The following is a 25,593-nucleotide window of genomic DNA, read 5'->3' as shown; positions in this document are numbered from 1 at the left end:
TACCTGATTAATTTGTTAAAGAGCGGCTTGAGCTACCCGATGTGTTGGGCTGTTGTCTCAAGCGAGGTGCGTATAATATAGACCTGATTATGGAGCGTCAACACTCTTTTTCGTTTTCGTTTAAAAAGTTTTTACTGCACTTACAGATAGCCTGTTGCCATATGTAACACACTGTACAACAGATGATCAGCTCAACCCACCAACTCCTATTTCAGGCAGTGGGTCAACACCAGCTTAACTACACTCGGCATAATGAATAACTGCACCGTATAGACCAGCCAGTTATTTTGCCAAGTGTTTCTTTTTACGAACCAGCCAGAGTACCGGACCCGAGAAGGCATATACGACAAACAGCAGCCAAAGAAACAAAGCCGGACTGATTGAAATCACAGCGATCCCAAGCACTATGGCTGACAAAATCAGAAAAGGAACCTTATCCTTCAGATCCACATCCTTGAAACTGTAATAAAGAATATTACTCACCATCAGCACGCCAGCCAATGCCACATACAGAGCGACAAGATAGGCCATATCCTCTGCCGCAAATTCGAATACCGTAGACATCCAGATAAGACCCGCTACAGCCGCCGCGGCAGCCGGGCTGGGTAGCCCGACAAAATAGCGCTTATCAACAGAGCCTATTTGAGTATTGAAACGCGCCAGGCGCAATGCAGTACCCGCTACATATAAGAAAGCCGCAAACCAGCCTATCTTACCAAGATCATCCAGCGCCCAGGTAAAGGCAACTATGGCCGGTGCAACACCAAAAGACACCATATCGGCCAGCGAATCGTATTCAGCGCCAAAGGGACTTTGGGTGTTGGTCATCCGAGCCACCCTACCGTCCAGACCATCAAACAGCATGGAAACAAAAATAGCGATAGCCGCGGCTTCAAACTGCCCGTTCATTGAGGCAATAACAGCGTAAAAACCTGAAAAAAGTGCGCCCGTTGTAAATAGATTAGGTAACAGATAGACACCTTTATGAGGCTTTACTCTATCTACCTCAGACGTTTCAGCACCCGGCTCTTCTGACTTAGTGTCATGCAATTTTTTATCTATCATAAAATGCCAATTGATCAGTGAATGTAATGACTATTCTACTTGAGAATAACGCCAGCGCCCAATTCATCGATGAAACAGCGCCTCAAGCTTCCAACTTGCAGACTTACCCAGTTGATCCTTTGTTTGCTCAAGCCATAGCTCAGCCTGCGTCCGACCCAGCTCTCGCAGCGATTCCAAAAAGCTTTTTCGAGTATCAAACTTAGTGGCCGACTTCAGTGAGGCAAGATGATCATCCGGTTCAATCAAGTGCATACGCAGTTTACGCCAGCGAGACTCTTCCTGTCCCACTAACCAAGGTCTGCCATGTAAATGCTCTCGACGCTGATTGATTTCGGCCAACTCACGCACAAAGGCAGTCTGAAAAGACAACTCCGTCATCCGCTCGGAGATTGCTGCCGCACTGGTAGGAAGATCCTTGCGCCGCAAAGGCTGTAGCAACACACACAAAAGATCGTTGCTTTTGCAATCAGTAACTAACGGCCTGACAACTGGGTTACCGGAAAACCCGCCATCCCAATAGTGACAGCCATCAATTTCAACGGCTTTATGCATCGTTGGCAGGCAAGCACTTGCCAGCAGATGCTCTACATCCAGTTCATTTTCACGAAACAACCGCAACACTCCGGTTTCCACCTCAGTGGCGGCAATATAGAGCTTAATTTTAGACACCTGACGCAAGGCTTCAAAGTCAATTAGCTCATCGAGTAGTTGCTTTAGGGGATTATAGTCAAATGGATTGAGATCATAGGGCGACAAATGGCGCGTCAGCCTGCGCCACCACTCACCTGAATCTTTATGGGCAAAACCTTCAGGTAAAGCCAGTTTCTGCCAGAAGCGATCCAGCATGTCTCTGGCGCCATCTGCACCATCGAGACGCCACCCCTCTGCCAGCAAAACGGCATTCATGGTACCAGCACTGGTGCCACTGATCGCTTCAGGCGTAATTCCATCCTCCAGCAATCTATCCAGCACGCCCCAGGTAAACGCACCGTGCGCACCACCACCCTGTAATGCAAGATTCAGTTTCATACCGGGCACCTCCTGTTAGCCTGTCAGCAACCACCCTGATCATACCTGAGTTTTTAGCCTGGGTGCGAATAGCAGGACGCCCGAAGCGGCAAACCGGTTCGGGCGTCTTTAACTTGATTGGTCTAACGACCAGGCAAGGATCAGTTTTTAGATTTATCGACCAACTGGTTAGCCGTAATCCAAGGCATCATTTCACGCAGTTTACCGCCTACCTGCTCAATCTGGTGCGCCGCATTGTTACGACGACGTGCAGTCATTGAAGGGTAGTTAGTGGCACCTTCGGCAATAAACATTTTGGCGTATTCGCCGCTCTGAATGCGCTTCAGTGCATTACGCATGGCTTCGCGTGACTGGTCGTTGATCACTTCAGGGCCCGTCACATACTCGCCATACTCCGCATTGTTGGAGATGGAGTAGTTCATGTTCGCGATGCCGCCTTCGTACATCAGGTCAACAATCAGCTTCAGTTCGTGCAGACATTCAAAGTAAGCCATTTCCGGTGCATAGCCACCTTCTACCAGCGTTTCAAAGCCCATTTTCACCAGCTCAACGCAACCACCACACAGAACAGCCTGCTCACCGAACAGGTCAGTTTCAGTTTCATCTTTAAAGGTTGTTTCGATAATACCGGTACGACCACCACCCACACCAGACGCGTAAGACAGGGCTACATTTTTAGCATTACCTGACGCATCCTGGAAAATAGCGATCAGATCAGGAATACCACCACCCTTAACAAACTCAGAACGAACGGTATGACCCGGTGCTTTTGGCGCGATCATGATCACGTCCAGATCTTTACGTGGCTCAACCTGGTTATAGTGAATAGAGAAGCCATGAGCAAACGCCAGGGTAGCGCCCTGTTTAATGTTTGGCTCGATCTCGGCTTTGTAAAGCTGACCCTGGAATTCGTCAGGGGTCAGAATCATGACCAGATCAGCTGATTTAACAGCATCGGCAACGTCAGCTACTTTCAGACCAGCGGCTTCAGCCTTGGCACGTGAAGAAGAACCGGCACGCAGACCGACAGTCACATCAACGCCAGAGTCATTCAGGTTGCACGCATGCGCATGACCCTGTGAACCGTAACCAATGATAGATACTTTTTTGCCACGGATGATCGACAGATCACAGTCTTTATCGTAATAAACTTGCATGTTACTTATCCTTTACTAGAGGTCTAAATAGGTTACACCTGAGGTGCAATGCCGCTACTCTAAGGGATTAGCATCATTGCGTAAAATGATATATTTGCAATATTATATTGCATAATATGAAATATAAATTTGGGTAGTCATCGTGGATAGCAAAAGCCTGCAGCATTTTCTAATGCTCGCCGATACGTTGCACTTTAGCCGCGCCAGTGCCGCATGTCATATCAGCCCGTCAACGCTGAGCCGAACCATCAAACAACTTGAAGACGAACTGGGCGTCACGCTGTTTATCCGTGATAACCGCTCCGTCAGCCTGACAGCGGAAGGACTACGCCTGCAAACCTATGCACGTGAAACCTTGCTGCAATGGCAAACCCTGCGCAGCACCCTGCAGGCTGATCAACAAGAGCTACAAGGTGAGCTCAGCATGTACTGTTCAGTTACAGCCAGTTACAGTTTTCTGTATGAGATTCTGAGTCGTTTCCGTCAGGACTATCCACGCATCGAAATCAAATTGCATACCGGTGATCCGGCTGAAGCCATTCAGAGAGTGCAGAATGGCACTGAAGATATCGCCATTGGCGCCCGCCCTGATCAGTTGCCACAGGATATAGCCTTCCGCTCTATTACCCGCTCGCCACTGGTATTCATCACTCCGGCTGATCAACCAGAACTGCAACAACGCCTTAGCGGAGCGGCCAGCAAAGCGAATTGGCAGGATGTGCCAATGATTTTGTCGGAGGCCGGCCTAGCGAGAAAACGCTCTGACCTTTGGTTCCGCTCACTCGGCATCAAGCCGCTAATCTATGCGCAGGTGGCAGGTAACGAAGCCATTGTCAGCATGGTCAGCTTAGGGTTTGGTGTAGGACTGGTGCCGCAGATCGTACTGGATAACAGCCCGCTGGCGTCTCGCGTCATCGCCCTTAAGGCAACCCCCGAACTCACGCCGTTTGAAGTAGGTATCTTTGCCCAGGAAAAGAAGCTGCGCCATCCGTTGATTCATGCCTTCTGGACACAACTTGAAAACCGCCATCAGAAAGATTGAGAAAGCCCACTTTAACCGTCATCATTAGCCCTTTATTGTTTAGCTAACGGACCACGCGCTCTATGACCCCTGAAATGCTGTTTGTGTTCGGCCTGCTGGCCGCCACTGTTGTACTGTTCATTATCGATAAACTGCGCATGGATGTAGTCGCACTACTGGTCGTCGTCGTGCTGGCAGCCTCAGGGATCATCACTCCGACTGAAGCCGTTTCCGGTTTCGGCAACAGCGTTGTTATCATGATTGCCGGGCTTTTCGTAGTTGGGGAAGGCTTGTTCCGCACCGGCATTGCCGCTGCGGCGGGCAACTGGCTTCTGCGAGTAGGTGGTAGCAGTGAGGTCCGGCTACTGCTGTTTTTATTGCCAGTCGTTGCGCTTCTCTCGGCCTTTATGAGCTCTACTGGCGCAGTTGCCCTGCTGATTCCTGTGGTCCTGAGCATGGCCAGAAAATCCGGCATGCAACCTTCCCGGCTACTTATGCCACTTGCCTTTGCTGCCCTGATCGGCGGTATGCTCACCCTGATCGGCACACCACCGAACATTATTGTCAGCGGCCAGATGCGTGAAACCGGAGAGCCTTTCGGTTTCTTTGATTTCACCCCTATTGGTCTGGTGATGTTGATTGTAGGCTGCTTGTATCTGGTATTTATCGGACGTTTTCTGTTACCCAAAAGCGAAGCCCGTGATCCTGAAGACAGCCACCCCACCCTCAGTGAATTTGCAGAACGCTATGGCATTCGCGATCAACTGCATAAATTACTGATACAACCCGACAGTCCACTAGCCGGCAAAACCCTGGCTGAAATGGGCTTGCGCACTGAGTATGAAACAACCGTGTTTGCCATCCAACGCCGTGGCAGCTTAGCTTCATCCATAATGCCTGTGCTCGCCAATACGCGAATGCAGCACCTGGATACCTTGATGGTGTATGGAGCGGAAAGTGCTGTTGAACAACTCTGCCAGGCATTACAGCTAAGACGTCAGGGCTTTCCCGAGCGCGACATAATGAAAGTACAGCAGCAGTTCGGATTTGCCGAAGTACTTTTGCCACCCAATTCCAGCCTGATTAATCAGTCTCTCAAGGAAGGCCACTTTCGTGAGCGTTTCAACCTGAGTGTCATAGGTGTCAGACGCCACCGTGAACCACTGACTACTGAGTTTGGTGTGACACGTATGGAAGCGGGTGACACCCTGCTACTGACCGGCAGTTGGGAACATATTCGCAAGTTAGAAAATCGCCGGGATCTGGTGGTTATAGAAACCCCTGCCGAAATGCATGAAATCGCAGCCAATGCCAGCAAAGCACCAATTGCCCTGGGTATCATGCTAGCTATGCTGGTGAGCATGACCTTCGGGCTATTACCTAATCTCACAGCGGTACTGCTGGCCGCCCTGGCCATGATTCTGACTGGCTGCATGAACATGAATGAAGCCTATCAATCATTGAATGCCAAGAGTTTAGTACTGATAGCCGGAATGCTCCCCCTGGCATTGGCCATGGAAACCAGTGGCGCACTCAGCTACGTGGTCAGCAATCTGGTCGAGAACTTTGGCGACACCAGTCCACTACTGCTCTGTGCCGGTCTATTTATCCTGACTTCATCGCTCAGCCAGTTTATCTCTAACACCGCAACCACGGTATTAGTTGCCCCTATTGCACTGACAACATCTCAGCTCCTGGGACTCAATCCAGAACCCTTCATGATGACCGTGGCTATTGCTGCCTCCACTGCCTTTGCCACGCCCATCGCATCTCCGGTCAACACATTGGTCCTGGCGCCCGGTAACTACCGCTTTGTCGATTTTGCCAAAGTCGGCATACCGCTGCAGATACTGGCAATGATTGTTACACTGGTGATGACACCGTTACTCTTTCCGTTTCAATAACTGTCGGCCCACCCAGTGACTGGCAAACTGGTGGGCCACGCGACCATTTCTGACCCCGCGCCCTTGTGAGAAACGCACAGCGTCCAACGCCAGTGACTCATCCCAACTGACGCTTAAGTCATAACGAGCCGCCAGCGCCTCTGTCCAGTGCTGAGCTGCACGCAAATAGGTAGGTTGATCGAAGGCATAAAACCCAACCCATTCGCCAAAGCGGTCCGACAATGAAATTTTCTCCTCTATTGCATCCGCGGGATGCAGCTCACCCTCCACCCACTTCGCTTGCAGATTATCAGCCGCGGCTTCCGGCAGCAGGTGACGACGATTCGAAGTTGCATAGAGCAATACATTGTCCGGCGTGAGGGACAAGGCACCATCCAACGCGCTTTTCAGTCGTTTGTAACTGACATCATCTTCTTCAAACGACAGGTCATCACAATAGATAATAAAACGCCAGGGTTGTCCGGCCAGTGAATCCAGAATCTGGGGCATCTGAATCAGGTCTTCACGGTCCACCTGCAAGAGCCGCAACCCCTCCGACGCATAAGCGGCCAATAACGCTCGCACCAGTGACGATTTACCCGTTCCACGCGCACCCCACATCAGCACATTATTGGCAGGCAATCCCTGCAAAAACTGCAGGGTATTGGTCACTACCCTGTCGCGCTGGGACTCAATACCGACAAGGTCGTCAAGCACCACCGGACTGCTCGCAGACACCGGAGCCAAGTACCCACGCCCTTGCTCAACCCGCCAGACAGCGGCCATGTGCTCAGACCAATCCAGAGGTGCTATGACCGAAGGAAGACGCGCTTCCAGCGCCTGTGCAATACGACCCAAGAGTTGCTGTAATGTTTCCATTGAGGCTGCCTTTGTTAATGTGCGCTCGCGCCCTATAGCGCCAGGGACGGCGCCTATGCTGAAAACGCAGAAGTGGTTTTCTGCCCGTACATAAAAAAGCCATTCGCAGGGGAATGGCCTTTAGAGTATAACCGATTAGATTATCTTACTCAGATAGTCAGAACTTTTTCACCACGGGCGATACCTGACACACCGGAGCGCACCACTTCCATGATGCTGGTATTGCCGAGTGAGGCAATAAACGCATCCAGCTTGTCACTCGAACCGACCAACTGCACTGTGTAAGTGTTCGGGGTGATGTCGATAATCTGACCGCGAAAGATATCCGCAGTACGCTTGATCTCAGCACGCATCTGTCCGTTAGCCTTGAACTTGATCATCATCAGCTCACGCTCAATATGCTCGCCTTCAGACAAATCCACCACTTTGACCACATCAATCAGCTTATTCAGCTGTTTAGTGATCTGTTCAATAACACGGTCATCACCCGTGGTCATGACTGTCATACGTGACAGGGTTTCATCTTCTGTCGGCGCCACTGTCAGGGATTCGATGTTGAAGTTACGTTGTGAGAACAAACCCACTACGCGAGACAGAGCACCCGGTTCGTTTTCCATCAGAACTGAAATTATATGTCTCATGATCAAGTCCTCTCCGTCTTGCTCAACCACATATCCCGCATGGAACCACGCGGCACCTGCATCGGATAGACATGCTCAAACGGGTCTACCATGATATCCATAAACACCAGGCGATCTTTCATCGCAAAGGCTTCGCGCATAGCGGCTTCCAATTCGGAGTACTTGGTCACTTTCATGCCCACATGGCCATAAGACTCAACCAGTTTGACGAAATCTGGCAGAGAATTCATATAGGACTGTGAGTGACGGGACTCATAGTTCATATCCTGCCACTGACGCACCATCCCCAATGACTGGTTATTCAGGCAAATGATCTTAACCGGAATATCGTACTGCTTGCAGGTCGACAACTCCTGAATATTCATCTGGATACTGCCTTCACCCGTTACACAGGCTACCTCAGCTTCCGGAAAATTCAGCTTAACCCCCATAGCCGCTGGCAAACCAAACCCCATGGTGCCGAGACCACCGGAGTTGATCCAGCGATTGGGCTTGTTGTACTGGTAGTACTGTGCCGCAAACATCTGATGCTGACCTACATCGGAACAGACATAGGCATCACCCTGGGTGACTTTGCACAGCATTTCAATAACCTGCTGGGGTTTCATCATTTCAGAGTCATCGGTACGATAGCGCCCACCGTGACGACCACGCCATTCGTCGATCTGTTTCCACCAGGCTTCAATGGCATCGGCATCCGGACGCTTTTTACTGTCTTTGACCAACTGCACCATGTCTTCCAACACTACTTTAGCGGGGCCGACAATCGGCACGTCAGCCTGGATAGTCTTGGAAATAGACGCTGGATCGATATCAATATGCACGATGCGTGCTGTCGGGCAGAACTTGTCCACACCGTTAGTCACACGGTCATCAAAACGTGCGCCGACAGCCAGAATCAAATCGCTGTGGTGCATAGTCATATTGGCTTCATAAGAACCGTGCATGCCCAGCATACCGACAAACTGACGGTCCGTTCCTGGAAAACCACCCAGTCCCATCAGCGTATTGGTGACTGGAAAGTTCAACTGGCGCGCCAGCTCAATCAATTCGGCACTGGCATCACCCATGATCACGCCGCCACCGCTATAGATTACTGGGCGCTTGGCGGCCAGCAGCATATCCACGGCTTTACGGATCTGACCTGAGTGCCCCTTGGTAACTGGGTTATACGAACGCAGCTTGACCGATTTGGGGTACTCATACGGGAAACGTTCCGTCGGCGTGGTCATATCCTTGGGAATATCGATCACAACCGGACCCGGGCGACCCGTCTGGGCAATATAAAATGCCTTTTTGATAATCGACGGAATATCCTCGGCACGCGTCACACTAAAATTGTGCTTCACAATAGGACGAGAGATACCCAGCATGTCGGTTTCCTGAAACGCATCTTCACCTATCAGGAAACTCATGACCTGACCGGTGATGACCACCATCGGGATGGAGTCCATATAGGCGGTCGCGATACCGGTAACCGCATTGGTTGCGCCAGGGCCGGATGTTACCAGTGCAACACCCGGTTTATTGGTGGCACGGGCATAGGCATCCGCCATATGGGTTGCAGCCTGCTCGTGGCGCACCAGGATATGTTCGACTTCGTCCTGCTGGAACAGTGCATCATACACATGCAACAATGCACCGCCTGGATAGCCGTAGATGTACTTAACACCCTCGTCTCTGAGAGCGCGTACTACCATTTCTGCGCCTGAAAGTAATTCCACTCTATGTTCCTCTACTCAGCACCGATCTCATGTCGGCATTAAACAGCTAAAATTTCTGTATGCGGCGCTGACCAGAGTAAAGGATCTCTCACTCTGTCAGACCTGTCTGAGATATAAGCTGGGTATTGCTTAAAATTGCCGAAATAAGCGGGGATTTCCTCATGCAACCCGGCAACTATAGATTTTCGCGAATAAGCCAGCTATTTTGGCACCGAGTCAAGTCCGGTTCAACCATAACAAGCGGATGTTTTACCCTATATTGCAATAGAATATGACTAAAGGAGGAGTGTTCTACCGCCAATGGGCTCACCTCTCTCGATAATCAGCTGTTTTTTCCTGTCGCAGAAACCGCTAAGCTGTATGCTATACAAGAGTATTTTCAGTTGAGGAAGCCAAGATGAGTAACAATATTGCTGAGATTAAAAACAAAGAACGCGTGATTAACGAACTGATGCGTTTTATCAAAAAAGTACTCGCCGATCCACAGATCTGCGACAAGGCGATCGCCATCGCCCGCAAACACATGGACCAGAAAGATGCTGACCACCTGATAGCCGAAGAACTATCCTCCCTGACCAGCGTTAAAATCCCGATTGAATTTAGCGAAGCTGACAAGTTATTTCTGCATGTGTTGAAAGAGGTTGTCAAAGACGAACAGGCGCTCTACTGATCGATCAAACATAAGTGAACAGGTGCCGGACTCTCAGCGGCCGGCACTACTCCTCCACCAGCCAGCTTATCGATTGTCCTGCACCGGCATCCTGAGCCAGGCATTCAGCTAACCAAGGCTCGGACTGTTGCAGGGTATCGGCCAGTGGCCAGGGTGGGTTGATAATCAGCATGCCACTACCGTACATTCCCTGATCACTCGCGTTACGCACCCACAGCTCCGAGCGCAGAATATTGCGAAGACCCGAACGCCGAATCGACTCTACCATCATTTTCCAGCGTCCCGCTGGCAACAGCGGATACCAGACAGCAAAACAACCGTTAGGCCAGCGTTTCAGGGCTTTAGGCAAAAAGGCAGCCACCTGATCATATTCACTTTTCACTTCATAGGACGGATCAATCAGTACCAGTCCGCGATTAGGCTTGGGTGGCAGTAATGCTAACACCCCCTCATAACCATCCCGATGGTGTACCGCTATGTCTGCACGACTACTGAAAGCCTGCTTCAATTGCTGCACTTCACCTGGATGCAGCTCCATCAAGTGCAATCGATCGTCTTCACGCGCCATTCCAGCGGCCAAGGCCGGCGAACCAGGATAAAAATCCAGCGAACCTTCCGGGTTAACCGTGCGCACCTGCTCCAGATAATTAGCCACAGAATCAGGCATCCCCTGCTGCGTCCATAACCGAGCAATCCCTTCACGGTATTCTGCAGTTTTTTCCGACTGCTCAGAATTGAGGGAGTAATGCGCTTTGCCAGCATGGGTTTCCAAATAGTTCCAGGGCTTACCCTTTCGGTTCAGTGCGGCCAACAGACACACCAACAGGTGGTGCTTGTGCAGGTCAGCAAAATTTCCGGCATGATAGCCGTGCAGGTAACTCAACATGAATGCATTTCTCTCGACATATAGGTGATATTGCCACCGTACTGCGCTACCTTCGCCGCGCTCAGGGGGAGTGCCACCGGCACAAAACCATGCCGCTGCCAGTAGCCTTTAGCGCCCTCTATAGCCGTAAGTGCCAGCTTAGACAATTCCAGCTTGTGACCAGCTTCAGTCACGGCCTCAAACAGGCGCTGCCCCACACCCTGACCGGCCGCTGCTGGGGCAATCGCCATATCATGCAGATACAAACAGTCAGCCTCAGCAGGCAGGTTACAGCTGGGATCATTCAAGGCAGGTACGACCCCGTATGCCCAGGGCATCGCAATAACATACCCCAGCAAAACATCCCCTTGCACAGCGACAAAGCAGCTTTGTGGTGACGCCTCACGTTTAGCCCCCAGGCTGACCTGAGTTTCCGGTTCAAAATTACTATAGCAAGCACACTGAACCTGCCAGACTGAGGGTAGATCAGTGGGTTGCATTAAACGAATATGAATAGACATGCGCGTATTGTAAGCAGATACAAGCAAAAAGTAACGCTGGCCAGACACTCGGCCGAGCAGAGTTCAGGTTCTATCATCACAAATATTGTACACTGGGGGTCAACGCAAAAGCGGAACTTCACACCATGGCCAACGTCTCCAGTTATCTGAACAGTCTGGCTAATTACCTTTGGGCACTGGCACCCGGTAGTTGCACACCACCCAGCATCCAGCCAAGATTAATTGCCCATCGCGGCGCGCACGGAAGGGGCATAAAGGAAAATACCCTGAAAGCCTTTGATATTTGCCTGCAGATGGGTGTTTGGGGAATTGAGCTGGACATACATTTGACCCGTGATGCTGAACCAGTCATTCATCACGACCCAGACTGCGGTCAGCCATTTAACCGACCCGACCTGATTATTGCTGATACCAATTTCAACACCCTGCGCCAAGCCATACCCGACATCCCCCATCTGGATGAGGTGGTGGCTCGCTATGGTGGTCAGTTACACCTGATGCTAGAGATAAAAAGCTCCTGGCGTGACCGAGCTGAACTACCGCATCGAATTACCGAATCACTCAGCTCACTCACACCGGTAAAGGATTACCATCTGCTGTCGCTCGTGCCTGACCATCTGGAAGGGTTTTCTCAAATCCCACCGGCCGCATTTGTCGATGTTGCTGAAACCAATACCGGTGAGATCATCAGGCAAAACCTTGCGCTGGGCCACGGCGCGGTTGCTGGCTCCTTCGCCCTGATTACTACAACCAACCTGCGCCAGCTGCAACAGGCAGGCAAGCAAGTAGGTACCGGCATGGTTGAAAACCACGCCATCCTAAATCGTGAAGCCTATCGTGGGGTCGACTGGATCTTTACTGACCACATTCTGAGCCTGTTACCTGAAGCAGACAAACAACATAAACAGCGAAACAGATAGCTACAACTGACAGCTATTCAGCCGCATCCCTGTGCTCCCAGTCATCAGCCGCCTGTTCACCACGCTTCTCATTCACGGGCAGGAGCGTCATTATCGCCATGACAAACAGCGCCAGACAAAAGAGTATCGCATCGGCCAGACCAAACACCCACTGGATCAGCCCCAGCCCTAAAATACCGAAAACAGCCGCCAGTTTGGCTGACATGCCCCAGAAGCCAAAGAACTCCGCCGACTTACCTTGTGGTGTTAAAATACCCACCAGTGCACGGCCTGCCGACTGTGACGACCCCAAGCTCAAGCCGGACAATACACCAGCAAATAAAAACACATACTGCGCCTGCCAACTCACCCCTAACCACTGGTGCATGGCAGCGGTCAGAGAAGGCGTTTGCCAAATAGCCAATATTGCCACCAACCACAGCAGCAAGGTAATAATATAGGTGGTACGCGCACCTATGTGACTCTGAATATAACCAAATCCAATCGCACCAATTGCCGCAGTAATTTGCACAATCACAAACATCAGCACCCTCACCTCTTCATCCCAGCCAATAACCTGAGAGCCGTAGATAAAGGAGAAGGAAATAATGATATAAATACCGGCCATAGAGAAAAAAATCGAAATTAACAAACTGCGTAAATCCCTGAAATAATGCATTTCACGCCAGGTTGTTTGAAGCCTCTGTATGCCAGCACTAAACAGATTTTGTCCTTCAGGCAAGGCTTGTTTCGTACCCCGCTCACGCAACCAGATAAAAGTCGGTATCGCCGCCAGCAGAAAAAACACACCAGCAAAAGGTCCTACCCAGCGAATAGTTGCATAGTTTTCTGCCGTCACATCTCCCAGAAAATATAATGTGAAGGCTGTCGCAATCAATCCACCGATATAACCCAAGCCCCACCCCAGGCCCGATATCCACCCCAGCGACTTGCGTGGTCCAAGGTCAGGCAAAAAGCTGGCAATAAACCCCTCGCCCAAGGCATAGGCAAAATTAGACACGATGATCAACAACATAGCCGGAATTAACCACCCCGGCTCGACAAAATATAGCAACACGGTGGCGACAACAGTCAGCAGATAGCTAAAAAACAGATAGCGTTTACGCTGGCAGGCATAATCCATCATCGCACCACACACTGGATTAGCGACCACTACCATCAGATAGCTGACCGCCAACGCCAGGCTCCAGAGCAGATTACCCAATCTATAATCTGGAGCATCTCCCACAATGACCCGAGTAAACAGGTCACCATAGATTACGGTGATAATCAGCAGCGTATAGCCCTGATTAGCAAAATCAAACATGGCCCAGCCAAAGATTTCACGCTTGGGTGCCAACCGGGCAGAGGTTATTGATGGTGCAGAATCAGAGGGCATCACACCGGCATCTCCTATGAACAGTGTTGGGATCGTCTTAGCCGTGCAGCTTAACACTGCTTTTACCAGCTTTGAATTCTGGACAGTAGGGAATCAGTTATCTACTATTCAAAAAAAGCCGAGGATTCCTGTATGGTCAGTCGCTTGATTCACTTTCCGGCCATGCTTCTGGCAGCCACTCTATCACTTTCTGGTTGCGTCGCCGTCATAGACAATATCGCCCTGTCCGGCCTGGATGAACAAACTCGCCAATACGCTGCCATATATCGGCTTGGTGAGCCGTTTAAAGATGCCACTGATGCTCAAGCCGTTCGAATTATTACTACATCACGCAACCCAGAGCAAATCACTCTGGGAGCCGTTATCGGACTGTGGGATCAACGCCCTGCATTGCTAGAAGCGGCTTTATCACGTGGACTAGCGCCCAATCAACCCATTCCAAACCGGTTACTTGTAAGTTACCCACAAAGTGACTTTACCCTGCCGTCCCCACTATCGGCTGCTTACACCTTGATGTCACTTCCTCCAATGAATCAACCCATTGATAACCGCGCTCAGGTCACTCCGGCGATGCTGGTGCGTGATCTGGAATCATTTGAACGCTTGGTTGCTGCCGGTGCAGACTACAACTCTGAAACACTTAATGCCGCTCTGAAAATTGCCACCGTATTTGCTGAAACACCTCAACTGGCTGAACGCCTATTACACATGGGTGGCGATCTGACAGCCAGCCTGCATCCAGAAATACTACCGACGATTTTTGCTGTTGCCAGTCAAGGGCATCCACAGATGATGACCTGGTTACTGGCTCAAGGCGCTGATCCCAACAGTCACTTCAGCACACCGTCCCACCGCCGCCTTCAACCCCGATTCGACGGTGTTGCAATCCACAGTTATTTACTCGACGCAACCCCACTCTATTTCCTGCCGATCTATACACCAGATACCCGCAGCCGACAGCGCGCGGTGGAGATGGCCCAAGTGCTGATTAATGCAGGTGCTGATATCAACGCCAAGGCCACTTTTAGCTATAGTGCCCCTGATGATCGGCCCATGGCAGCATGGACACCCTTACATACCTATCATATGCACCTGAACCAACCTTATGGAAATCCTGATTTAGTCAACTTCCTGATCTCCATGGGAGCCAACCCCCAAGCCCTGACCAGCACAGGGCAGACTCCGGAACAGGTCACCGGCCTGATGGAGCGAACTGTACAGCAAGTTGCCGCACTGGAAGATCAGCGTCGCCGAGCACAGGAACAACGAGCAGCCCAGGCCAGACAGCAACAGCAACAGCAACAAACTGATTCAGGCAATCTGTTTGGTAAGGCTATCGCCATTGCTGGCCTTACAACGGTTGGCGCAGCAGCCAGCAATGCCGGAGTAGACTCAAGTGCAATTGCGCAAATTGTTGGCGGTGGGATTGCGGATGTGATGACCGAAGGACGTGCAGGGGGCATTCAGCAGGCTCAGCAACAACTGCAGCCGCAGGCTACTCAACCCAATACAACCACCCAGAGTAACACCTCTGCCGCATTGCCGCCGGCACCAGGCTTCCAGACGGAAACCTATCGGGTCAGTTGCCCTTCAGGTACAAGCAACGACATTCCCCTGCATTACAGAACTCAGCAGTGCCGGAGTGCCATGATTGACTTTGCCAGTGCTTACTCTTGTAATGATTATAAACGATTTGAACAGGTACATTCCGCCTGTGAGCAAGCGTGTGGTTCGGTAAACTGCCTACAGGAATAAAAATATTTAACCCTGGCTCCAGACATCAGGCAAATGCCACTCAGCTATCCAGATCGGAATGGCTTCAGCAGGCATGGGACGTGCGATGAAGTACCCCTGCGCCAGCTCACACCCCAATGCCAACAAGCGTTCACCCTGAAGCAGAGTTTCCACGCCTTCGGCCACCGGTGTGCGTCGAAACGTAGTGGCCAGACCTAGAATACCTTCCAGCATGGCATTGTCATCCAGATCTTCCAGCATGTCGCGAACAAAGCTGCGATCAATTTTCAAGGTCTGCACTGGTAGACGCTTCAGGTAAGTCAAAGACGCATAACCGGTACCAAAGTCATCCAGAGCAAAGCTGACACCCAATGCCAGGCAATCTTCTATAATCGCAGTCACTCGCTCAAGATCGAACAACGCACTGCTTTCTAATATCTCAATTTCCAGACGGTGAGAGGGAACATCCGGGTAGCGTGACAGTGCTGATTGCAAACGCTCAACGAAGGCCGGGTGCTGCAACTGATGCGCACCCACGTTGACACTGACTGTCCAATCAACATCCAGCCACTTATTAAGCTGCGCCAACGCTGTTTCAATCACCCAGTTACCCAGTGCAATTTCCAGAGAATGGCCTTCGATCTGTGATAAAAACTCGACTGGAGGCAGTACACCGCGATCTGGGTGCTGCCAGCGCAATAACGCCTCCATCCCAACCACTGAGCCGGTACGCATGTTCACTTTGGGTTGATAAAACAGCACGAATTCTTCAGCCCGAAGCGCCGCAGTTAACCGCGCCATATTCTCGTGATGTCCTCGCACGGCATTATCACGGGCCAGATCAAAATGATGAATACGATTTTTGCCCGACAATTTGGCCTGATACATGGCCTGATCCGCCTGACGTAGCAGTTGGTCTGCATCAATAGGCGCACTCTGTGGATAAAAGGTCACACCCAGGCTGGCTGATACCTTCAGTACATAACCCCGATCCAGCACCTCACGGGCCGCTGCCTCGAGCAAGCGTACCAATATTGAGGTACAGGCGTCAGTGTCCTGGTTATCCACCAACACAGCGACAAACTCGTCCCCCCCCAAGCGGGCCAGCGTATCGCTTTCACGCAACACATGGCGCATCCGCTCAGCAACCAACACCAGTAAACGGTCGCCAGCATCATGCCCATAACGATCATTGACCGCTTTGAAGCCATCCAGGTCAAGATAGGCAATCACCAGTTTTGTACCGCGACGCAGAGCCTGAGACATCGCCTGCTGCATTCTATCCGCCAGCAATACCCGGTTGGGCAACCCTGTCAAAGGATCATAATGAGCAATACGCTCCAGCGCTTGCTGTTGCCGCTTTTGCACACTGATATCGCGCACTGTGCCCTGCACCATCACTTCGCCGGCAATTTCGATACGTGTAAGCAGTACTGTACAGGGAACATCGCGACCATCCAGTCGTCGATGTAACCACTCACCATAATAGGCGCCATCACGCATCGCGATCTGCAGCATGTCCTTTGCCATACTGGATGAATCGCGCCCGCAGGGTTGTTGCTCTGGCGAAAGGTCTATGGGCGTCAACGCCTGAAGTTCAGCAAAATTACCGGCCCCAAAGAGTTCCACCATAGAAGGGTTACCCGCTCTGAAGCTCCAATCCGGTGGTGCTACAATCATCATGGCATCACGTGATTGTTCAAAGATCACTCGATAACGCTCTTCACTGTCACGTAGAGACTGTTCCAGATACTTCTGATCTGTTATATCCAGCGCGATCTCCAGACGAACGTAGCGCCCATCATCCCAGGGAATTGCTTGATCATGCAGTTGAAACCAACGCTGTACCTGTTCGTTGTAATGTTCCCAGATCACCGGATCGGCTGGTTTGCCATCAGTCTGAAGCAGACGGTCATTGGTGCAAAACTCACAGGGTGCAGATCGCCCTTGCAACGCCTGCCAACAGATCTTACCTACCACATCCCCCATTAGTCGACGAGCATGTGCATTAACAAACAACACCTCATAGCTTTGCATATCAGCAACGTACACGGCGGCATTGGTACCATCGAGAATATTCAACAAGCGTCGATGTGAAATCGACAGGGTTTCAGATTGAGCTTGCAAAGCATCAGCCGCGACTTGTCGCTGCTCCGAAACTTCGCGGGCTAAACGCAATGTATTCAACGAATGCGACACGTACATAGAGCGGATGATGCTCATCAGCACACCGGATGCATCCTGCATGGACGTCTGCGCGACTGACAGAGCCTCGTCGGTCGTTAAGCCTTGCTGTTTTGCTTTCACAACAGAGGCCAGAAAACGATCAGATTCCAGAATATGCGAAACTAACCAGCGCACCAGGAAGCTCAGGGTCTGTTCGGCAACATCATCCACAGGTTTCTCCGCCAAGGATGCCCGTAGCCGATCCAACTGTACGCTAAATGCCTGATGCCCAGCCTGATGGTGTGTATATTCTGACGATTCATCAGCAAGATACTGCAGCCAAAGCGCCTCTTCAGTCTCGAAATGATGGGCGGCATAAGCAGACAACTCATCAAATTCATCATCCAATGTCTCAACACAAACACTGGCCATAAACTTGGCTGCCAGGCGATTAAGAATAGCCACCAATTGCCGGTGTTGTTTATCTAGCTCTGCAATTCCGATTTCAAAATCCCGCTCCCATGGAAATATGTCAATCTGCGTCAAGCGCTCACCCCCGCCAGCCATGCTGAATAACCAGTCCAACCCTACCTTGAGCATAATTCATAGAATGCAACCCTGCATGCTTTAATTGTACCCACCAAAACATCTCAGATATGCTATCAAGTGCAGTTACACTTTCAGGAAGGTTCAGATGGCGCACAAGCTGGTAATAAAACGCGGGAAAAAAGCTGGAGCAGCCCCTGGCACTCTGGTGCATGTCGGTGAACAGAATAACGCGGAGGTTACTCTGCAAGTCATCGATTATGATCAGCATCACCTCCGGGAGTTTGAATTACATCACCCTGATGACTGCGCTGACTTATTAACCAGCGACAGCATTTCCTGGATCAACCTGAACGGGTCACATCAGGTGCCTATCATTGAATCGCTGGGCAAGCTATTAAAACTGCATCCACTGGTCATGGAAGATCTTCTTAATACTGATCAGCGCCCCAAATTGGAGGCATACGATGGTTATCTCTACATCGTAGTCAAAATGCTGCAATTTTGTGACAAAACCCAGGAAATTCGTACCGAGCAGCTCAGCTTGATTCTGAGCGATCGCCTGTTGATCTCTGTACAGGAACGCCCAGGTGATGTCTTTAACGGTGTGCGTGAAAGACTCCGTAATGGCCGTCGACAGCGTCTACTGCAAGCCGACTATCTCGCCTATACACTGATAGATGCCGTGGTAGATCATTATTTCCTGCTGCTGGAAAGCCTGAGCGATCAAATCGAAGCTTTGGAAGATGAACTGGTCACACAACCGACTCCCAATACGCTTAGCAAAATTCATCACTTCAAAAGGGAAATGTTACTACTACGCAAAGCTGTCTGGCCCTTGCGAGAACTATTAAGCCGCTTAATGCGAGATGAAAACCCCCTCATAGGCGATGAAACTCGGCTCTATCTACGAGATGTGTACGACCACACTATCCATATTCTGGATACCATCGAGACCTTGCGTGAGCTACTGGTCAGCATGCTAGATCTGTATCTTTCAAGTATTAATAATCGCATGAACGATGTGATGAAAACCCTGACTCTGATAGCCACCATCTTCATGCCATTAACCTTTATTGCCGGAGTCTACGGCATGAACTTCGAATTCATGCCGGAACTGGGCTATCCTTGGGCCTATCCTGCCGTGATAGGTTTTATGCTGATTGTCACCCTGGGCTTAGTACTCTACTTCCGGCGCCGACACTGGCTGTGAATATCTGAATTCTTCCAACATTTTCGGATCGATATGTGGCCCAGGGTAGAGTTCCTCCGGCCAGCTCAGCAGCATCACTGCCAGTACGTTACGATGTTCTCCACGAGCAAAATCCGTACTCCCCTGGGGTGATGGGATCATCCTAGCATCACTATCATAAGCTGCCGTCAACGCCTGTCGTAGTTGCCCTATCGCGGGGTGATCGATATGGTCAGTCAATGCCAGACTGATACCTACTTCCGCCAGAATATCCTCGGTCGCCGTCTCCAGCAGCCGAGGCAATTGATCAATAAAATAATCAGTAATCCACGGAAAGGTGTCAGATGGCAAGGTATCCTGATAGTAGCGGCTAGCTGCAATGACAATATGTGTCATGCCGTAAATTTTGTTATGAAACTCCTGAGAGCTGAGTAAATTATCCCGATCATGCGGATAAATCGACTGAAAACGTGCTAAAAAAGGCTCACGTAAATCCGTCACGCCCAACTGCTGCAGAAACCAGACCAGATTAGCGGCCTGAGCAGCATAATGACGTACCGCCTTTTCACTGAGAACGAACTCATCAAATGGCATAGATGCCAGCAGTTCAAATGCTGGATCAGAGCGTTCACCCAGTGCACTATCCAATAAACCATAGTAGTCCAACTGAATCATACGAAACACCAGATCCGTAGCAAACGTCATTCCCGGATGAGCCTGCAAAAGCTCAACACGCTGACGTTGGCGAACAGTTCTTAGCGAGCGAGCCTGTAGCAAAGCCTGATCACGATACAGCAAGTAATCCGGCTCCTCCGCCAGAGAATCCAGGTCCCGGCGCAGGGTTGAGATCAGTTGTTGTGCGTAATGCTGGTTATAAGGCAGGAAAACCTCATCCCCAGTCATACGATAAAGGCGCTGAGCATAGTGCCTCTGTAACGATAAAGGTAACTCGCTCAGCCGCTCTTCATAATGCTCACGGATAGACGAAACAACTTCGGCCTGCTGTGCCGATGATTGCAAAGGTTGGCTGCATGCCGACACCAGCCACAGCAGCAAAAAAACCAGATAGACAGGACGAAAACAACGCAGCATTACCCAATACTCCGACAGGTTTACCCATTTAATGGGAACAGTGTACACCCCATTTCAAAAAGCTCACACTTTCCCTTGCAACAGCCTGTGACTCACAACCTTAGCAACAATTGAACTCCACCCACTGCAACAGCGCCAGTGCACTTTCATCTTCAGCACTTTGAAATAGCTCATAAATCTGATTAATGTTGGTATGAATCAGGAACAGATCATCCGGTTCAGGCCCAGATAAGGGTTTACGTTTTTTAAAAAAATAGTCCCAGAAAGGTGATGTATAGCGATGATCTGCAGCATATTGTTCAATCAGTCCCATAACCCGTGCCGCATTGCCATCGCAATCAATTCCCCTGAAGGTTACATAGCGATCTATTTCATCCTCGCCCTTAAGCCTTCCATCCATACCAGTCTCCTTAATAATGTTAAAGTCTATTGCTCGGATGCAAAAGCAGCACCAGCCAGACCAAAGCTAAGCGTTAACTGGCACTAAATTGTCACAGATCAATAAAACCTAGCTAAAAGAGCCTTTTAACTCACTGATAGTGAAGGAGAAGCGTCACAACACAGCCAACAAACCTGACAATTGTCAGGTTTGTTGCATAGTCAGCGCTGTAACTGTTCTGCCGTGATATTGATCGAATGGCTGAACGCGTGTAACTCATCACCCTGCTTGCGTAAATCCAAGGCAATGTCTGCGTTGCTTCGTCCCAGCTCAGCGAGATGTTGAATATGAGCATTCACATCTTCTGCCACGCTGAGTTGCTCATCAGCAGCGCCAGCAACCTGACGATTCATAGTAGATATAATCTGCGAAGATTCAGCAATTTCATCCAGTGCTTTATCAGCCAGACTAACCTGATCAACACCTTCTCTGGCTTTCTGCTCAGATCGAGACATCACCTTAACGGCTTCTTTTGAACCCGTCTGCAATTGTTCAATCATCTGTTGAATTTCCTGGGTGGCTTGCTGTGTTCGTGAAGCCAACGAACGTACCTCGTCGGCAACAACGGCAAAGCCTCGTCCCTGCTCTCCTGCCCGGGCAGCTTCAATAGACGCATTAAGTGCCAGCAGGTTGGTTTGTTCTGCAATGCCTGAAATCACATCCAAAATATGATTAATACTGGTGACATCCCCTTCCAGCCGATGAATTACATCACTTGCTCGAGTAACTTCTGCAGCTAGAGACTCCATTGCCAATACTGAATCCTGCAGTACCTGCTTACCCTTTCGAGTCGATACTTCTGTCTGCTGCGCCGCAGCTGACGCATTACCGGTATTTCTAGCCACATCCCGAAGGGTAGCTGACAGAGACTGCATGGCATTAGCCACCACCTGGCTTTTATCCAACTGCTGATCAACACCTTTAAGCGTCTGATCTACGGCGCTATTCATTTGACTGAAAATCAGCTCTGAATCCCGGCTGATTTCATGTATACGGCTAGCAACTGTCGATATTTTAGCTTTGTTAAACAAGGCCTCATGCGCCACCAACGCACTTTCATCCAGCGACCCCATATAAGCCAGGGTCATTAAGGGCTTATCAACCACCTTTTTCGCTCTGGCAGCGATCAGACGGTTTTTACCCGAAAATAACCATGCCAAAAGGGGTGTCAGGATAATCGCACCCATAGCACTGAGAAATGCCCCGGTTTTTGGCAGTTCAAAAACAAACCAGGCGTACAGCCACTGCAACGAGAAGGCAAAACTCAGCGCCACCATCAGGCGTACAGTAGTGCCAAGATTACGGGGGTCCAAACGATGCATCAAACGCGGTTTACGCCCTAGACGTAACTGCCTGTACAGATGTTCCGCACGTTTAACTGCCGCCCGCGTGGGCCGAAAACGTACTGACTGATACCCCACCAGGCGATTGTTGTCATGGCAAGGGGACACAAATGCACTAACCCAATAAAAATCACCATTTTTACAACGATTTTTTACCAGTCCCATCCATGACTGCCCTGATTTCAGGGTATCCCACATATCCTTGAATGCAGCTTCAGGCATATCTGGATGACGAACCAGATTATGCGATGTGCCGATTAATTCTTCTTTTGAGAACCCACTGATACGGATAAAGGCCTCATTAGCAAAGGTAATAATGCCTTTAGGATCAGTCAGAGTAACAATCATGTCTTCTTCATTGAGGAGGTGTTCTGTATCCGTGACGGGAAGATTTTTCTTCATCGACTGCTCACAGGTAATAGGTCTGATACCAGACGGGAGAGACTCTAATACTATCGTAGCAATCGATTGAAATAGTTGATAAATATCAATGAAGTGATCAGGCTCAATGACACACTTTTGTAGAGGACTATGATATTGACTAACTGGAGTAACTAAACAGGAAAGTCGCTATGAGAAGCAAGGAATCAATGGAAGAGTTTCGGGCATTTGAGAAGGTCATTACCGCATTCAGAAAAGCTCCCAGGGACTATCATAGGAAGATCAACAACCGTCTGACTCGGCAACTGCACAACGCACTACCTGCATTTATTTTTTGGTTACTTATAGCCAGTCTTTTAAACCTGATTGCCTGGCAATACTTACAGGGAAGCAATAATGCCGGGGAAAGCACCGCACTTATCACACTGATCAGTTTGGTACTGACAATTGCGTCCCGCAGTTACACTGTAAATCACCTGATGTACCACTCCATCGGCCGCTTGGGCAAACTACCAACCTGGCATAACCTCTCAGACAGAATAGGCTTTTTTCACCGCTTTATGGCAGTTTCAACGCTGGTGTGGCTAGGTGTTCATGCAGGATACAAGCCGTTTGCAGCCCCCTACGTGGATGAAGTACTACTGGTAGCTCTACTTGGGCTGGTAACGATCATTATTCTCACATCGTTTGCCGTCTTCAGACGCAAGTATCACAACCACTTCGAAAATATTCACCGCTATGGAGGTTATCTAGCCGTCACCCTGTTAGTTGCCTATTTTTTGCTAACAGGGATTGAATCTTCATACTCGCTGACTCACTTTATAAGTCAGCCAGAACCCTATCTAATCCTTACCATTATCACCATGTTGACAGCCCCCTGGATCGGCGTAAGTGAAGTCTATCCAAAGTTAGTCCATGTTGGCCCTCATGTAATCGGAATGCGATTGCCGGGTAAACCGAGCTTCGGCACCTATACACGGATGACGCTGGGCAACCGTTATTTCCATCCATTTGGCGACTCAATGCTTGATTTCGATGATAAGGATAATCGTGTGATTTATATCACGCCCGCGGGTGATAGAACGACGGAAGTGGTCGAATCGGCCAAAAACGGCAGGTTTTTACTGGCAGAAACCACAGCAAAAATGCGCCGTTTCAAGGGCTTTATGTACCACCATGCAAACTATGACAACATTCTGATTTTAGTAACGGGAGGTGGTATCGCGCCAGTGATTCCTTGTCTGGTATTAAATACCCATACACGTATCAATGTGCTATGGATTGGCAAGGATCAGCCCGAAGAGTTTACCCAACCTTTGCTCGAAAGCCTGATGAACAAAATTTCCGATCAGGAAATCAATGTCCATATACTGAACACCAAGGATCCCGATCTAAAATCCTTTACAGACAAAACCTATATTGCCCTACTACTCCAAGCCTGTGAGCATTATAACCCTGAAGCCGTTTTTGTCATGTCGAATCAAAAGTTTACCATTGATGCTATGCATGCCTTGAAAGAATCTGGGATGAAAGCCTATGGTGCCACCTTCGATTCCTGATGACTCAATACACTAGCCTCAGCGGCGTTTGTGTTACCCTGCAACACCCGCTGTAGATTCTCTTCAACCCAATCGGCCAGTGCTTGTACCCTGACAGCCACTTCCTCTCCCATAGGCGTCAGGCTGTACTCTACATGTGGTGGCACCACAGGATAGGCCGTTCGCAATACGAAGCCATCGGCTTCCAGGGCCTGCAACGTCTGCGCCAGCATCCGTTCACTGACACCGTTTATTTTCCGTCGCAACTCACTGAAACGGTAGGTATCTTCCAGTAATGCAATTAACACCAGTACCCCCCAGCGACTGGTCACATGATTTAACACTTGTCGCGAAGGGCAGCGATCAGAAAACACCTGACCGCGCTGCATCTGCTCAGCCAGCGTATTACCCAGCAGTTTAGTTTTCGAAGAAATACCATTCATTTAACACTTACCTTTTTGTATGTACTTACTATAAGTTAGCATGAGTGCTAGTCTTGCATCCACAATTAAATACACCACTGAGGTAATATCATGATTTTAATTACTGGAGCATCTGGACAGTTAGGCCGTCAGGTCATTGAACTGTTATTACAGAGCCTACCGGCCGAACAAATTGTGGCTGGCGTACGTACGCCTGAAAGCGTTTCCGATCTTCAATCACGAGGCGTGCAGGTACGCCAAATGGATTACACCCAACCAGAAAGTTTAGACCTAGCCTTAACAGGTATTCAGCAGCTGTTATTAATCTCTTCAAGCGAAGTGGGTCAACGAACGAATCAGCATCGCAACGTGATTGATGCAGCTAAAAAAGCGGGAGTTACCATGCTGGCATACACCAGCCTGCTGCATGCAGATAGCTCACCTTTAGGTTTGGCAGATGAACACAGACAGACAGAAACCCTGCTGCAAGCATCTGGACTAAACTGGGTGTTGTTACGTAATGGGTGGTACACAGAAAACTACCTTGCCAGCCTACCCGCCGCACTGGAGCATGGCGTAGTACTTGGCTGTGCAGGTGAAGGACGCATTGCATCGGCAACACGTCATGATTATGCGGCCGCCGCCGTCACTGTATTGCTGGAAGGTGCCAAACACTACCATAAAACCTATGAACTGGCTGGAGACAGCAGTTATTCATTGGCAGAATATGCAGATAAAATCAGTCAACTGACTGGGAAAAACATCGCTTATCAGGATCTCACAGAAACCGACTTCCGAAACACCTTGATCAGCGTAGGCTTGCCAGAGCCTCTGGCAGAGTTACTCGCCGATTCGGATGCAGGTGCTAGCCAAGGCGCGCTGTTTGATGGCAGTCAGCAACTCAGCCAGTTAACCGGCCAACCTACCACATCACTGGAAAGTGCCCTGCAGAAGGCGCTAGAAAAACTCTAATCATCTAATGACTGC

Annotated in this window: 22 protein-coding genes; 8 read left to right on the top strand and 14 right to left on the bottom strand. The window is 49.9% G+C overall.

Annotated features, from left to right (window positions below):
* Nucleotides 1-282: 282 nt before the first annotated feature.
* The 3 genes from pssA to ilvC form a co-directional block, all read right to left on the bottom strand.
* Nucleotides 283-1,065: a CDP-diacylglycerol--serine O-phosphatidyltransferase gene (gene pssA, locus ACN0R1_RS14890; protein WP_417584229.1), complete on the bottom strand. Its 783-nt coding sequence runs from the start codon at nucleotides 1,063-1,065 to the stop codon at nucleotides 283-285.
* A 63-nt stretch (nucleotides 1,066-1,128) separates the two neighbouring features.
* Entirely contained in the window at nucleotides 1,129-2,094 is a 966-nt protein-coding gene (locus tag ACN0R1_RS14885) for a patatin-like phospholipase family protein (protein ID WP_417584227.1), read from the bottom strand.
* Nucleotides 2,095-2,234: 140 nt separating this feature from the next.
* Nucleotides 2,235-3,251 carry a ketol-acid reductoisomerase gene (gene ilvC, locus ACN0R1_RS14880; protein ID WP_417584225.1) on the bottom strand — a complete coding sequence of 339 codons (1,017 nt, stop codon included), beginning with the start codon at nucleotides 3,249-3,251 and terminating at the stop codon, nucleotides 2,235-2,237.
* A 142-nt stretch (nucleotides 3,252-3,393) separates the two neighbouring features.
* On the opposite strand from ilvC, the gene ilvY reads away from it, so the two are divergent.
* Nucleotides 3,394-4,293 (top strand): HTH-type transcriptional activator IlvY, encoded by a 900-nt coding sequence (ilvY, locus tag ACN0R1_RS14875; protein ID WP_417584223.1) that lies wholly within the window; start codon nucleotides 3,394-3,396, stop codon nucleotides 4,291-4,293.
* A 62-nt stretch (nucleotides 4,294-4,355) separates the two neighbouring features.
* Nucleotides 4,356-6,176, top strand: coding sequence for an SLC13 family permease (locus ACN0R1_RS14870; RefSeq protein WP_417584221.1), 1,821 nt, complete (start codon nucleotides 4,356-4,358; stop codon nucleotides 6,174-6,176).
* On the opposite strand, the gene ACN0R1_RS14865 is transcribed toward ACN0R1_RS14870, so the two are convergent.
* From ACN0R1_RS14865 to ACN0R1_RS14855, 3 genes are all read right to left on the bottom strand, one after another.
* Entirely contained in the window at nucleotides 6,156-7,034 is an 879-nt protein-coding gene (locus ACN0R1_RS14865) for an ATP-binding protein (protein ID WP_417584219.1), read from the bottom strand. The genes ACN0R1_RS14870 and ACN0R1_RS14865 overlap by 21 nt on opposite strands.
* Before the next feature lie 149 nt (nucleotides 7,035-7,183).
* On the bottom strand, nucleotides 7,184-7,675 hold the full coding sequence (gene ilvN, locus ACN0R1_RS14860; RefSeq protein WP_417584217.1) for an acetolactate synthase small subunit: 492 nt from the start codon (nucleotides 7,673-7,675) through the stop codon (nucleotides 7,184-7,186).
* Nucleotides 7,676-7,677: 2 nt separating this feature from the next.
* Nucleotides 7,678-9,399, bottom strand: a complete 1,722-nt coding sequence (locus ACN0R1_RS14855; RefSeq protein ID WP_417584215.1) for an acetolactate synthase 3 large subunit — start codon at nucleotides 9,397-9,399, stop codon at nucleotides 7,678-7,680.
* A 397-nt stretch (nucleotides 9,400-9,796) separates the two neighbouring features.
* On the opposite strand from ACN0R1_RS14855, the gene ACN0R1_RS14850 reads away from it, so the two are divergent.
* Entirely contained in the window at nucleotides 9,797-10,069 is a 273-nt protein-coding gene (locus ACN0R1_RS14850; protein ID WP_417584213.1) for a hypothetical protein, read from the top strand.
* Nucleotides 10,070-10,115: 46 nt separating this feature from the next.
* Here the strand turns inward: ACN0R1_RS14850 and ACN0R1_RS14845 are convergent, their stop codons facing one another.
* Complete coding sequence (locus ACN0R1_RS14845) at nucleotides 10,116-10,955, bottom strand: 23S rRNA (adenine(2030)-N(6))-methyltransferase RlmJ (RefSeq protein ID WP_417584211.1); 840 nt, start codon at nucleotides 10,953-10,955, stop codon at nucleotides 10,116-10,118.
* The gene (locus tag ACN0R1_RS14840) at nucleotides 10,949-11,455 is read right to left on the bottom strand and encodes a GNAT family N-acetyltransferase (RefSeq protein ID WP_417584209.1); all 507 of its coding nucleotides are present in this window, start codon (nucleotides 11,453-11,455) and stop codon (nucleotides 10,949-10,951) included. The genes ACN0R1_RS14845 and ACN0R1_RS14840 overlap by 7 nt, the downstream gene beginning before the upstream one ends.
* A gap of 125 nt (nucleotides 11,456-11,580) precedes the next feature.
* Here ACN0R1_RS14840 and ACN0R1_RS14835 point away from each other — a divergent pair, with 125 nt between their 5' ends.
* Complete coding sequence (locus ACN0R1_RS14835; protein WP_417584207.1) at nucleotides 11,581-12,375, top strand: glycerophosphodiester phosphodiesterase; 795 nt, start codon at nucleotides 11,581-11,583, stop codon at nucleotides 12,373-12,375.
* 13 nt (nucleotides 12,376-12,388) lie between these two features.
* On the opposite strand, the gene ACN0R1_RS14830 is transcribed toward ACN0R1_RS14835, so the two are convergent.
* On the bottom strand, nucleotides 12,389-13,753 hold the full coding sequence (locus ACN0R1_RS14830; RefSeq protein WP_417584205.1) for an MFS transporter: 1,365 nt from the start codon (nucleotides 13,751-13,753) through the stop codon (nucleotides 12,389-12,391).
* 132 nt (nucleotides 13,754-13,885) lie between these two features.
* Here ACN0R1_RS14830 and ACN0R1_RS14825 point away from each other — a divergent pair, with 132 nt between their 5' ends.
* Nucleotides 13,886-15,508 (top strand): ankyrin repeat domain-containing protein, encoded by a 1,623-nt coding sequence (locus ACN0R1_RS14825; RefSeq protein ID WP_417584203.1) that lies wholly within the window; start codon nucleotides 13,886-13,888, stop codon nucleotides 15,506-15,508.
* A gap of 6 nt (nucleotides 15,509-15,514) precedes the next feature.
* Here ACN0R1_RS14825 and ACN0R1_RS14820 read toward each other — a convergent pair whose 3' ends face one another.
* Nucleotides 15,515-18,253 carry an EAL domain-containing protein gene (locus ACN0R1_RS14820; RefSeq protein ID WP_417584201.1) on the bottom strand — a complete coding sequence of 913 codons (2,739 nt, stop codon included), beginning with the start codon at nucleotides 18,251-18,253 and terminating at the stop codon, nucleotides 15,515-15,517.
* A 94-nt stretch (nucleotides 18,254-18,347) separates the two neighbouring features.
* Here ACN0R1_RS14820 and corA point away from each other — a divergent pair, with 94 nt between their 5' ends.
* Nucleotides 18,348-19,412 carry a magnesium/cobalt transporter CorA gene (corA, locus tag ACN0R1_RS14815; protein WP_417584199.1) on the top strand — a complete coding sequence of 355 codons (1,065 nt, stop codon included), beginning with the start codon at nucleotides 18,348-18,350 and terminating at the stop codon, nucleotides 19,410-19,412.
* Here the strand turns inward: corA and ACN0R1_RS14810 are convergent.
* The 3 genes from ACN0R1_RS14810 to ACN0R1_RS14800 form a co-directional block, all read right to left on the bottom strand.
* Nucleotides 19,377-20,483 carry a DUF3541 domain-containing protein gene (locus ACN0R1_RS14810; protein ID WP_417584197.1) on the bottom strand — a complete coding sequence of 369 codons (1,107 nt, stop codon included), beginning with the start codon at nucleotides 20,481-20,483 and terminating at the stop codon, nucleotides 19,377-19,379. The genes corA and ACN0R1_RS14810 overlap by 36 nt on opposite strands.
* Before the next feature lie 100 nt (nucleotides 20,484-20,583).
* Nucleotides 20,584-20,883 (bottom strand): N(2)-fixation sustaining protein CowN, encoded by a 300-nt coding sequence (cowN, locus tag ACN0R1_RS14805; RefSeq protein WP_417584195.1) that lies wholly within the window; start codon nucleotides 20,881-20,883, stop codon nucleotides 20,584-20,586.
* Nucleotides 20,884-21,083: 200 nt separating this feature from the next.
* Nucleotides 21,084-22,667, bottom strand: coding sequence for a methyl-accepting chemotaxis protein (locus tag ACN0R1_RS14800; protein WP_417584193.1), 1,584 nt, complete (start codon nucleotides 22,665-22,667; stop codon nucleotides 21,084-21,086).
* Nucleotides 22,668-22,837: 170 nt separating this feature from the next.
* On the opposite strand from ACN0R1_RS14800, the gene ACN0R1_RS14795 reads away from it, so the two are divergent.
* On the top strand, nucleotides 22,838-24,205 hold the full coding sequence (locus ACN0R1_RS14795; RefSeq protein ID WP_417584191.1) for a hypothetical protein: 1,368 nt from the start codon (nucleotides 22,838-22,840) through the stop codon (nucleotides 24,203-24,205).
* On the opposite strand, the gene ACN0R1_RS14790 is transcribed toward ACN0R1_RS14795, so the two are convergent.
* Nucleotides 24,181-24,627 carry a winged helix-turn-helix transcriptional regulator gene (locus ACN0R1_RS14790; protein ID WP_417584189.1) on the bottom strand — a complete coding sequence of 149 codons (447 nt, stop codon included), beginning with the start codon at nucleotides 24,625-24,627 and terminating at the stop codon, nucleotides 24,181-24,183. The two genes, ACN0R1_RS14795 and ACN0R1_RS14790, sit on opposite strands and share 25 nt — an antisense overlap.
* A 90-nt stretch (nucleotides 24,628-24,717) precedes the next feature.
* On the opposite strand from ACN0R1_RS14790, the gene ACN0R1_RS14785 reads away from it, so the two are divergent.
* The gene (locus tag ACN0R1_RS14785) at nucleotides 24,718-25,578 is read left to right on the top strand and encodes an SDR family oxidoreductase (RefSeq protein ID WP_417584187.1); all 861 of its coding nucleotides are present in this window, start codon (nucleotides 24,718-24,720) and stop codon (nucleotides 25,576-25,578) included.
* Nucleotides 25,579-25,593 lie beyond the last annotated feature (15 nt).

Source organism: Nitrincola sp. (genome assembly GCF_048264025.1).
Lineage (GTDB): Bacteria > Pseudomonadota > Gammaproteobacteria > Pseudomonadales > Balneatricaceae > Nitrincola.
This window is presented reverse-complemented; position numbering and strand designations above follow the sequence as displayed.

What these genes read in the sequence shown, in the direction of transcription:
- ACN0R1_RS14790 (WP_417584189.1), bottom strand. Translation starts at nt 24,627, where the DNA reads ATGAATGGTATTTCTTCGAAAACTAAACTGCTGGGTAATACGCTGGCT.
- ACN0R1_RS14850 (WP_417584213.1), top strand. Translation starts at nt 9,797, where the DNA reads ATGAGTAACAATATTGCTGAGATTAAAAACAAAGAACGCGTGATTAAC.
- ilvC (WP_417584225.1), bottom strand. Translation starts at nt 3,251, where the DNA reads ATGCAAGTTTATTACGATAAAGACTGTGATCTGTCGATCATCCGTGGC.
- ACN0R1_RS14810 (WP_417584197.1), bottom strand. Translation starts at nt 20,483, where the DNA reads ATGCTGCGTTGTTTTCGTCCTGTCTATCTGGTTTTTTTGCTGCTGTGG.
- ACN0R1_RS14835 (WP_417584207.1), top strand. Translation starts at nt 11,581, where the DNA reads ATGGCCAACGTCTCCAGTTATCTGAACAGTCTGGCTAATTACCTTTGG.
- ACN0R1_RS14840 (WP_417584209.1), bottom strand. Translation starts at nt 11,455, where the DNA reads ATGTCTATTCATATTCGTTTAATGCAACCCACTGATCTACCCTCAGTC.
- ACN0R1_RS14865 (WP_417584219.1), bottom strand. Translation starts at nt 7,034, where the DNA reads ATGGAAACATTACAGCAACTCTTGGGTCGTATTGCACAGGCGCTGGAA.
- pssA (WP_417584229.1), bottom strand. Translation starts at nt 1,065, where the DNA reads ATGATAGATAAAAAATTGCATGACACTAAGTCAGAAGAGCCGGGTGCT.
- ACN0R1_RS14830 (WP_417584205.1), bottom strand. Translation starts at nt 13,753, where the DNA reads ATGCCCTCTGATTCTGCACCATCAATAACCTCTGCCCGGTTGGCACCC.
- ilvN (WP_417584217.1), bottom strand. Translation starts at nt 7,675, where the DNA reads ATGAGACATATAATTTCAGTTCTGATGGAAAACGAACCGGGTGCTCTG.
- ACN0R1_RS14870 (WP_417584221.1), top strand. Translation starts at nt 4,356, where the DNA reads ATGACCCCTGAAATGCTGTTTGTGTTCGGCCTGCTGGCCGCCACTGTT.
- cowN (WP_417584195.1), bottom strand. Translation starts at nt 20,883, where the DNA reads ATGGATGGAAGGCTTAAGGGCGAGGATGAAATAGATCGCTATGTAACC.
- ACN0R1_RS14825 (WP_417584203.1), top strand. Translation starts at nt 13,886, where the DNA reads ATGGTCAGTCGCTTGATTCACTTTCCGGCCATGCTTCTGGCAGCCACT.
- ACN0R1_RS14820 (WP_417584201.1), bottom strand. Translation starts at nt 18,253, where the DNA reads ATGCTCAAGGTAGGGTTGGACTGGTTATTCAGCATGGCTGGCGGGGGT.
- corA (WP_417584199.1), top strand. Translation starts at nt 18,348, where the DNA reads ATGGCGCACAAGCTGGTAATAAAACGCGGGAAAAAAGCTGGAGCAGCC.
- ACN0R1_RS14845 (WP_417584211.1), bottom strand. Translation starts at nt 10,955, where the DNA reads ATGTTGAGTTACCTGCACGGCTATCATGCCGGAAATTTTGCTGACCTG.
- ACN0R1_RS14785 (WP_417584187.1), top strand. Translation starts at nt 24,718, where the DNA reads ATGATTTTAATTACTGGAGCATCTGGACAGTTAGGCCGTCAGGTCATT.
- ACN0R1_RS14885 (WP_417584227.1), bottom strand. Translation starts at nt 2,094, where the DNA reads ATGAAACTGAATCTTGCATTACAGGGTGGTGGTGCGCACGGTGCGTTT.
- ACN0R1_RS14795 (WP_417584191.1), top strand. Translation starts at nt 22,838, where the DNA reads ATGAGAAGCAAGGAATCAATGGAAGAGTTTCGGGCATTTGAGAAGGTC.
- ACN0R1_RS14800 (WP_417584193.1), bottom strand. Translation starts at nt 22,667, where the DNA reads ATGAAGAAAAATCTTCCCGTCACGGATACAGAACACCTCCTCAATGAA.